The 8,919-nt window shown below is 64.9% G+C and carries 8 protein-coding genes; all 8 read left to right on the plus strand.

What is annotated here, in order from left to right:
- Positions 1-31 precede the first annotated feature (31 nt).
- Positions 32-973, plus strand: a complete 942-nt coding sequence (locus tag ACRCSW_RS09480; protein ID WP_438704532.1) for a glycine--tRNA ligase subunit alpha — start codon at positions 32-34, stop codon at positions 971-973.
- Positions 954-1,679 (plus strand): FkbM family methyltransferase, encoded by a 726-nt coding sequence (locus ACRCSW_RS09485; RefSeq protein WP_438704533.1) that lies wholly within the window; start codon positions 954-956, stop codon positions 1,677-1,679. The genes ACRCSW_RS09480 and ACRCSW_RS09485 overlap by 20 nt, the downstream gene beginning before the upstream one ends.
- A 24-nt stretch (positions 1,680-1,703) precedes the next feature.
- Positions 1,704-2,159 (plus strand): DUF6446 family protein, encoded by a 456-nt coding sequence (locus ACRCSW_RS09490; protein ID WP_438704534.1) that lies wholly within the window; start codon positions 1,704-1,706, stop codon positions 2,157-2,159.
- A 2-nt stretch (positions 2,160-2,161) separates the two neighbouring features.
- A complete protein-coding gene (locus ACRCSW_RS09495) occupies positions 2,162-2,827 on the plus strand; it encodes an FkbM family methyltransferase (protein ID WP_438704536.1) in 666 nt (221 codons plus the stop codon).
- Positions 2,828-2,847: 20 nt separating this feature from the next.
- The gene (glyS, locus tag ACRCSW_RS09500) at positions 2,848-5,079 is read left to right on the plus strand and encodes a glycine--tRNA ligase subunit beta (RefSeq protein ID WP_438704538.1); all 2,232 of its coding nucleotides are present in this window, start codon (positions 2,848-2,850) and stop codon (positions 5,077-5,079) included.
- A gap of 90 nt (positions 5,080-5,169) precedes the next feature.
- On the plus strand, positions 5,170-7,716 hold the full coding sequence (locus ACRCSW_RS09505; protein WP_438704540.1) for a putative PEP-binding protein: 2,547 nt from the start codon (positions 5,170-5,172) through the stop codon (positions 7,714-7,716).
- Positions 7,717-7,903: 187 nt separating this feature from the next.
- A complete protein-coding gene (locus ACRCSW_RS09510) occupies positions 7,904-8,530 on the plus strand; it encodes a cell wall hydrolase (RefSeq protein WP_438704541.1) in 627 nt (208 codons plus the stop codon).
- A gap of 93 nt (positions 8,531-8,623) precedes the next feature.
- Positions 8,624-8,919 (plus strand): dihydroneopterin aldolase (locus ACRCSW_RS09515; RefSeq protein ID WP_438704543.1); only part of this gene is annotated, 296 nt, incomplete at its 3' end.

The raw sequence follows: 8,919 nt of genomic DNA on the forward strand, positions 1-8,919 counted from the left end.
ACCCAACCTTTGCCCCCGCTGGAGGCCGCCGATGTCCGACCCCACGACCACGCCGAGAAGCTTTCAGGAGATCATCCTGCGGCTGCAGAACTATTGGTCGGCGCAGGGCTGCGCGATCCTGCAACCCTATGACATGGAAGTTGGCGCGGGCACCTTCCACCCGGCGACGACGCTGCGGTCGCTGGGGTCCAAACCCTGGGCTGCGGCCTATGTCCAGCCTTCACGCCGCCCGACGGACGGGCGCTATGGCGAGAACCCGAACCGGCTCCAGCACTACTACCAGTACCAGGTGATCATCAAACCCTCGCCGCCGGACCTGCAGGAGCTTTACCTTGGGTCGCTTGCGGCGATCGGGATCGATCTTGGCCTTCACGACATCCGTTTCGTCGAGGACGACTGGGAAAGCCCGACCTTGGGCGCCTGGGGTCTGGGGTGGGAGGTCTGGTGCGACGGGATGGAGGTCAGCCAGTTCACCTATTTCCAGCAGGTCGGCGGGCATGACTGCAAGCCGGTCTCGGGCGAGCTGACCTACGGGCTCGAACGGCTGGCGATGTATGTGATGGGCATCGACCATGTGATGGAGATGCCGTTCAACGACCCGCAGACGCCGATCCCGCTGACCTATGGCGACATCTTCCGCCAGACCGAGGAGGAATACTCGCGCCACAACTTCGACGGGGCGGATACCGAGATGCTGTTCCAGCATTTCAAGGACGCCGAGGCCGAGTGTGAACGTCTGCTCGCCTTCCCGCCGGATGATCCGAAGTCCGGCAAGCGCATCATCATGGCGCATCCGGCCTATGACCAGACGATCAAGGCGAGCCACCTTTTCAACCTTCTCGACGCACGGGGGGTCATCTCGGTCACCGAGCGTCAGGCCTATATCGGCCGGGTGCGTGCGCTTGCCAAGAAATGCGCCGATGCGTTCCGGCTGACGGAAGCGGGAGCGGACAGTGCCAGTGGGGGCGCATGACATGCCGCTTTACCGGCCAGAGACACCGTGGGAGATGTTTCTGACCTGGCTGTCGCGCTTCGAGAACGAGATTGGCGGCAAGGCGCGCGGGCGGCTGAAGCGGGTGCAAGGCCCGCGCGCCGTTGCCGATTTTCAAACCCGCCTGCCGGGGATCGGCCCGGGTGACGTTTGTCTGGACCTTGGGGCCAATGTCGGCTCGTTCACAGCGGAAATGGCGTCGCGCGGCTGTGAGGTTCATTCCTATGAGCCCGATCCGACGGCCTGGGAGGCACTGGTCAAGAACGTTGGCCACTTGCCCAACGTCACCTTGCACAACAGCGCGGTCGCAGTCACGGCGGGCACCTTCCGCCTGCGCCGTGCCCGCAGCTTTGCCGACGATCCGCTTGGGTCGACCGTCATGTCGTCGATCGTCCTCACCGACCCCCGACGCTTTCAGGACGACGAGGGCATCGATGTGGACGTGCGGGCCTTCCAGGACGTGATCGCGGGGTTTGGCCGCAGGGTTGCTCTGGTCAAGATGGACATCGAAGGCGCCGAATTCGACATCCTTCGTCTGATCTTCGCCAACCCCGCAGCGTTCGACATTGACGCGATCTTCTGCGAGACGCATGAACGCGACGCCTACGCCGAATTCAGGGAGATCGACCGCATGCGGCGCGAGTCCGATCGGCTTGAGCGGCCCTACATCAACCTTTATTGGCCGTGACCGGAAATGCTTGGAAGGATTGCTGTGGGTTTGATCGTCCTCACCTCTCTGGCCGCGGGGGTCTTCGTCTGGTACACGGCGGAGCGGGCTTTCTATGAGCCGGTGGCCTTTCGCCCCGGCGCCGAAATCCGCCTGGTCCCGCTGATAAGTGGCCAGCCCGAGGCGATCGTGGTCGAGGGGATCGAGGGGATCGACGCGGAAAGCTCGCCCATCAAGTTCCGCGCCTGCTTCACCACGCCGCTAAGCCTGGCCATGCTGACGGAAACCTACCGGCTCTATGACGGCGCCGAACCGCTGATCGCGCCCAGTGACTTCGACTGTTTCGATGCTGAAAGCATCGGCAAGGCGCTTGAGAGCGGTGAGGCGCTGGCGTTCCTGTCCGAGCCCGAAATCCACAAGGGCGTGGATCGCGTCGTGGCCGTCTTCCCCGATGGCCGCGCCTTCGCCTGGCACCAGCTGAACGGGAGCCTTGCGGACTGAGGATGGCAGAGGCCGAGGACCCCCTGAAGAAGCTGAAGCGCCGTCACAAGCGCGACCTGCGCTATGCGCGGGCCGAAGGGATGCTGCAGGGGATAGTGTCGATGCTGCGGCCGGGCGATGTGGTCGTGGATTGTGGTGCGAACCGGGGTGATGTGACAGCCGAGCTTGCAGCGTCTGGCGCGACGGTCCATGCCTTCGAGCCCGACCCCTACAACATCGCCAAGCTGCGCGAGCGTTTCGCGGATGCGCCCGGTGTGCATCTCCACGCTGCTGCCGTGGGGACTGAGGCCGGCACGATCCGCCTGATGCGCGCGGCGAACTGGGAGGCGAACCCGGAGCTCGCTTCGGTCAAAAGCACTGTGGTTGCGGGCGGGCAGAACATCGCGGATGGGGAGGGGATCGATGTCGACCTCATCGACTTCCCGGCGTTTCTTCGCGGCCTCGTTGCGGCCCATGGCGCCGTGGCCTTCGTCAAGATGGACATCGAAGGGGCCGAGCTTGACCTTCTCGACGCCATGCTGGCAGACCGGCTTTTCGACCACATCCAGCTGACCGTCGCCGAAACGCATGAGCGCAAGTTCAAGGACCTGCGTCCCCGCTTTGCCGCCCTGCGCGAGGCGGTGGCTGCGGCCTATCCGCCGACCCGCGTCAATCTTGACTGGATCTGACCCCTTAGGGAACCTGACCGATGCCTGACCTTCTGATCGAACTCTTCTCCGAAGAAATCCCCGCGCGGATGCAAGCCCGCGCGCGGGAGGATCTGCGGAAGCTCGTGACCGACGGTCTGGTCGAGGCGGGGCTGACCTATGCCTCGGCGGGCGCGTTTTCCACGCCGCGGCGGCTGGTGTTGTCGGTCGACGGGCTGACCTCGGAAAGCCGCCCGGTGCGGGAGGAACGGAAGGGGCCTTCGACGGGGGCTCCGGTGGCGGCGGTGGAGGGGTTTTTGCGCTCGACCGGGCTGACGCTGGACCAGCTGGAGCGTCGGGCGGACAAGAAGGGCGAGACCTTCTATGCGGTGGTCGAAAAGCCCGGACGTGCGGCGGCGGAGATTGTGGCCGAGGTGCTGGAGAGCGTTATCCGGGGCTTCCCGTGGCCAAAGTCGATGCGCTGGGGGGCGGGGTCGTTGCGGTGGGTGCGGCCATTGCAGTCGATCGTGTGTCTTCTGTCGGACGAGGGCGGGGCGCATGTGGTGCCGTTGACGGTCGATGGGATCGAGGCGGGGAACGTGACCGAGGGTCACCGCTTCATGGGGATGGGCCGGTTCACCGTCTCGGGGTTCGACGACTATGTGGTCAAGCTGAAGCGCGCGAAGGTGGTGCTGGACAGTGCCGAGCGCGAGGCCGCGATCTGGCAGGGGGCGCAGAACCTGGCCTTTGCGGCGGGGATGGAGGTGGTGCCCGATCCTGGCCTGCTGGCGGAGGTCGCGGGGCTGGTGGAATGGCCGGTGCCGCTGATGGGGCGGATTGGCGAGGCGTTCCTGGGGCTGCCACCGGAGGTGCTGCAGACCTCGATGAAGGAGCATCAGAAGTTCTTTTCGGTGAAGAACCCGAAGACAGGGCGGATCGAGGGCTTTGTCACGGTGGCCAACATCGAGGCCCCTGATGGTGGCGAGGTGATCCTGAAGGGCAACCAGAAGGTGCTGGCCGCGCGGCTGAGCGATGCGAAGTTCTTCTGGGAGAATGACTTGCGGGTGGCCAAGGCCGGGATGGGGGAATGGGCCGAGGGGCTGAAGGCGGTCACGTTCCATGGGAAGCTCGGGAGCCAGGCGGAGCGGATTGAACGGATCGCTGCATTGGCACGGGAGATTGCGCCGCTGGTGGGGGCTGATCCTGAGGATGCCGAGCGAGCCGCGAAGCTGGCGAAGCTTGACCTGCGGTCGGCGATGGTCGGCGAGTTCCCGGAACTGCAAGGCGTGATGGGCTGCTACTATGCGCTGGAGGCCGGGGAGAAACCGGCGGTGGCTGACGCTGCCCGCGACCACTGGCGGCCGAAAGGTGAAAGTGATGGTGTGCCGAGCGATCCGGTGTCGGTGGCTGTGGCGCTGGCCGACAAGATCGACACGCTGACCGGGTTCTGGGCGATTGACGAGAAGCCGACCGGGAGCAAGGACCCCTTCGCGCTGAGGCGGGCGGCGTTGGGGGTTATTCGGTTGGCGGTGGGGAATGGGGTTCGATTCCCACTTGCTATGCCCCTTGGGATGGAAATCTCTAAGCACATTGGGAGTATTCGAGGAAAAGCTGGTTCTTCGGATGCGCGTAAGCTGTCCGATATGCTTGAAGAAGCGGGCTATAAGGATCTTGGGAACAAGCTTTTCTGGGAGAGCTATGAGAAAATCAAGGTAGAGCCAGCATCGCCTGAGGGTGACGCGCTATTTGCTCTGATTGCTGGCAAGATTTTTGACCTCCTCGCCTTCCTCCACGACCGTCTCAAGGTCTTCCTAAAGGACCAAGGCATCCGGCATGACATCATCGACGCCTGCGTTGCGATGCCGGGGAATGATGACCTGACGCTGCTCGTCAAGCGGGCGGAGGCTTTGGCGGCGGTGATGAAGACTGATGATGGGGCGAACCTCCTGCAAGGTTACAAGCGCGCCAACAACATCCTGACCCAAGCCGAGGCCAAGGATGGGGTCGAGTACTCCTTCGGGGCGGACGTGAAGTTTGCCGAGACGGATGAGGAGCGGGCGTTGTTCAAGGCGCTCGACAAGGCCGAGGCGACCATCGTCCCCGCCATGAAGGCCGAGGATTTCGGCACCGCCATGGCGGCCATGGCGGCCCTTCGCGCGCCCATCGATGCGTTCTTCACCGCCGTCCAGGTGAACAGCGACAACGAGATCATTCGGCGGAACCGGCTGAACCTTTTGCACCGCATCCGCGCGGTCTGTTCCGGTGTCGCCGATTTGACGCGCATCGAGGGTTAGGACTGCCCGAAGAATCGTCATAAAGCTGATATGTCGCGCTTGATTGGCAGGGCGTTCTGCGTATTCTGCACCTGAACAAAAGGTGCTGCAGTGCAGAAACACGAGCCGATTCCAGAGTTCGCCCAGATCAGCCCCACGGCTGAAATCGCGGCGGCGAGCCATGGCTGGCGGGCGAAATGCCTCCAGCGGCTGGTTCGGCTTGAACTGCCGGTGCCGAAGTCGGTGGCGCTGCCTGCCTCGACCGTGCGTGCGCTTGCAGCGGGGCATGGGGTGAACGCAGCCGGAATCCTCGATCATTTCGGCGACGGGCCCCTGATCTCGGTCCGGCCAAGCCCGGCGAACCCGGACTGGGGCGGGCCTGCGACGATCCTGAACATCGGGCTGAATGCCAAGCGCCATGCGCGGCTGGCCGAGACGCATGGCGAAGCGGCGGCGGATGCGCTGTACCTGCGCTTTGTCCAGGCCTACGCGATCCATGTCGCCCGGCTTGATGCAGAGGTCTTCGACGGGCTGAAACCCGGCCCCGGCGCTTTGCGCGATGCGCTGCGGGAATATGAGATCGAGACGGACGAGCCTTTCCCCCAGGACCCCGCGCGGCAGCTTTCCGAGGTTCTTCGCAGCATGGCCCGCGCGTGGGAGGGGACGTCGGCCCGTCTCCTCCGCCAGGCCAAGGGCGCGCCGAACGAGGCGGCCCTGGGTCTTGTCGTGCAGGAGATGGCGCAGGGGATCGGGCAGGGGATTTCGGGGTCGGGCGTGATCCAGTTCGTCGATCCCGTCACCGGCCAGCCACAGATCACCGGGCGGTACCTGGGCCAAAGTCAGGGCCGCGACGCGCTGAAGACGACCGAGGCGCTGTATCTGACGCGCGACCCGCGAGGGCCGTCGCTTGAAGATGCCTCGCCCGAGGTATTCGCCAGGCTTGTCGAGCATGGCGCCACCTGCCGCGCAAGGCTCCGCGAGGAGATGCAGATCGAGTTCACCATCGAGGACGGGCGGTTGGCCGTGCTGGACGCGGTGAAGGTGCAGCGGTCGGCCCGTGCGGGGCTGCGGATCGCGGTGGCACTGGCCGAAGACGGGATCATTCCGCGCAATGAGGCCGTCCTGCGGGTGGAACCCCGCGCGCTGTCCGAGCTTCTCCACCACCAGGTCGACCCGCGGGGCGCGCGGGACGTGATTGCGCGCGGCATTGCGGCGTCACCCGGCGCTGCGACTGGCAAGCTGGTGTTTTCCTCGTCCGCCGCGCAGGCGAGTGCTGCGCGTGGCGAGGCCTGCATTCTGGTGCGGCGCGAGACGGCGCCCGAGGATATTCGCGGCATGCATTCGGCGGCGGCGGTGCTGACCGAGCGGGGCGGGATGACCAGCCATGCGGCGGTGATCGCGCGGGGGCTGGGTCTGCCTTGCGTCGTGGGTGCCTCGGACATGCGGCTTGATGCGCGCGACAAGAAGCTGACCGCAATCGATGGCCGCATCTTCCGCGAAGGCGACGTGGTGACGCTGGACGGCTCGAAGGGGGAAGCGCTGGCGGGCGCCGCTGAAATGCTGCCGCCCGCGCTGGATGACAGCTTCCGCCGGTTGCTCGCCTGGGCGGATGAAGTGCGCGATATCGGGGTGCGGGCCAACGCCGACACGCCTGCCGACGCCGAGACCGCCCGGAAGTTCGAGGCCGAAGGGATCGGTCTTTGCCGCACCGAGCACATGTTTTTCGACGAAGACCGCCTGGTCGTGATGCGCGAGATGATCTTTGCCGATACGCCGGGCGACCGGGCGGCGGCGCTGGTCCGGCTTTTGCCAATGCAGCGCGACGACTTTGTGCAGCTCTTTGAAATCATGCAGGGTTTGCCGGTCTGCATACGTCTGTTCGATCCGCCGCTGCATGAATTCCTGCCCTCGGACCGTGAGGGCCTTCGCGATCTTGCCGAGGCGCTGGATCGTCCGCTTTCGGAAGTGACGCGCCGCGCCGAGGCCCTGACCGAAGTTAACCCGATGCTGGGGATGCGCGGCGTGCGCCTTGGGGTCGTCCTGCCTGAGATCTACGACATGCAGGCGCAGGCGATCTTTGAAGCCACGCTGGAAAGCGCCCGCCGGGGCGCCCCGATCGTGCCCGAGATCATGATCCCTCTCGTTTCGGCCCGGCGCGAGGTGGAGCTGGTGAAGACCCGCATCGATGCTGTCGCCGCCATGGTTCGCACCAAGGCCGGGGCGAGCTTTGACTACAAGCTGGGCGTCATGGTTGAAACCCCCCGCGCTGCCCTGCGGGCGGGGGAGATCGCCCAGCACGCGGCGTTCCTGTCCTTCGGTACGAACGACCTGACGCAGATGACCTATGGCCTTAGCCGCGACGATGCAGGGCGGTTCATGAACACCTATGTCCGACAGGGAGTTTTCCCCGAGGACCCGTTCCAGATCCTCGACGTCGATGGTGTCGGCGAGCTTTTGCTTATCGGTGCCGAACGCGGGCGCAAGACGCGGAAAAACCTGACGCTTTCCATCTGCGGCGAGCATGGCGGCAACCCGGAATCGATCGATTTCTGTCGTCGGGCCGGGTTCGACTATGTCTCATGCTCGCCCTATCGGGTGCCAATGGCCCGGCTTGCGGCCGCCCATCTGGCGCTGCAGGACAGTAAAAAAATCATTTAAAAGCATAGACTTGTTGGCTTTACTTAACGTAATCCTTACTGTTTTGGGCGGCATTTCGCCGACGCAGCATTGATTTCCGTGGCATTTCTGCAACAGCGGTAGACCACCTTCATCCCATCGCTTAACTCGCCGCCAGCTTGCCAAGGCGGGGGGACTTCCGCCGGTACATTAACGATGGAAGAGCAGAATGAAACGCACCCTTGCGCCCTTCGCGCTGGCGATGGCCCTTGTGGCCAATACCGCTGCGGCAGATGCCAGTTGGACGACCTCGATGTACGGGCTGATCTCGGCCCCGGTGATGAAGCCACCGGAACTGCGGCTTTTGCCAGAGCCCGAGTTAAACGGCCCGCTGCCGGCGATTGCCATGACGGACGGGATCACCGAGGAGTGGCTTATGGCCCGCCCTGCGCCCGAGGGTGATGCGGAATGGCAGTGCCTGACCGAGGCGCTTTATTTCGAATCCCGCGGCGAAAGCCTGAATGGGCAGATCGCGGTGGCCGAAGTGATCCTGAATCGGGTCGACAGCCCGCTCTACCCGCGCACGGTCTGCGGTGTCGTGCGGCAAAGGGGCGGCGGGGGGTGTCAGTTCTCGTATGTCTGCGATGGGCGTGCTGACCGGATGCGCGACAAGGCCTCGGCTGACCGGGCGGGCCGGGTGGCGCGGGCGATGCTTGACGGCGCGCCGCGGGTCCTGACCGATGGCGCGACCCATTTCCACACGCGTGCCGTCCGGCCAAGCTGGTCCAAGCGTTTTGACCGGACCGCTGAAATCGGCGCGCATCTCTTCTACCGCCAGCCGGGTGCCAGCGGCTGATGTCGCGCCTGGGGGGAGGGATGCCGTCCCCCTGCTGGTGACCTTCGCGTCGTCCGTGCTATGTGGGCGCTGCGGAAGCGGAGGAGCCATCACATGAGCGATATCGAGTTGGCCTTCGGCCATCCCGAAGCGCGGGCCGAGGCTTCTGCCGCAGGCAATCCGCGCGACCGGATTTCCTTGCGCGATCACATCGTCGAGGCCGATATCGGGGCCTTCCAGAAGGAACGGGGCCACAAGCAGCGCCTGCGCTTCAACGTGGTGGTCGAGGTTCGCCCGGTGACCGAGCCCTTGGAGGATGACGTCGACCGCATCCTTTCCTACGACCGGATCACCGAGTCCATCGCGGCGGAGCTGGCGGCGGAACGGCTGAACCTTCTGGAAACGCTGGC

This window comes from Tabrizicola sp. (assembly GCF_051645465.1).
Lineage (GTDB): Bacteria > Pseudomonadota > Alphaproteobacteria > Rhodobacterales > Rhodobacteraceae > Tabrizicola.

Coding starts and splice junctions, on each gene's coding strand:
- ACRCSW_RS09510 (WP_438704541.1), top strand. CDS start 7,904: ATGAAACGCACCCTTGCGCCCTTCGCGCTGGCGATGGCCCTTGTGGCC.
- glyS (WP_438704538.1), top strand. CDS start 2,848: ATGCCTGACCTTCTGATCGAACTCTTCTCCGAAGAAATCCCCGCGCGG.
- ACRCSW_RS09480 (WP_438704532.1), top strand. CDS start 32: ATGTCCGACCCCACGACCACGCCGAGAAGCTTTCAGGAGATCATCCTG.
- ACRCSW_RS09495 (WP_438704536.1), top strand. CDS start 2,162: ATGGCAGAGGCCGAGGACCCCCTGAAGAAGCTGAAGCGCCGTCACAAG.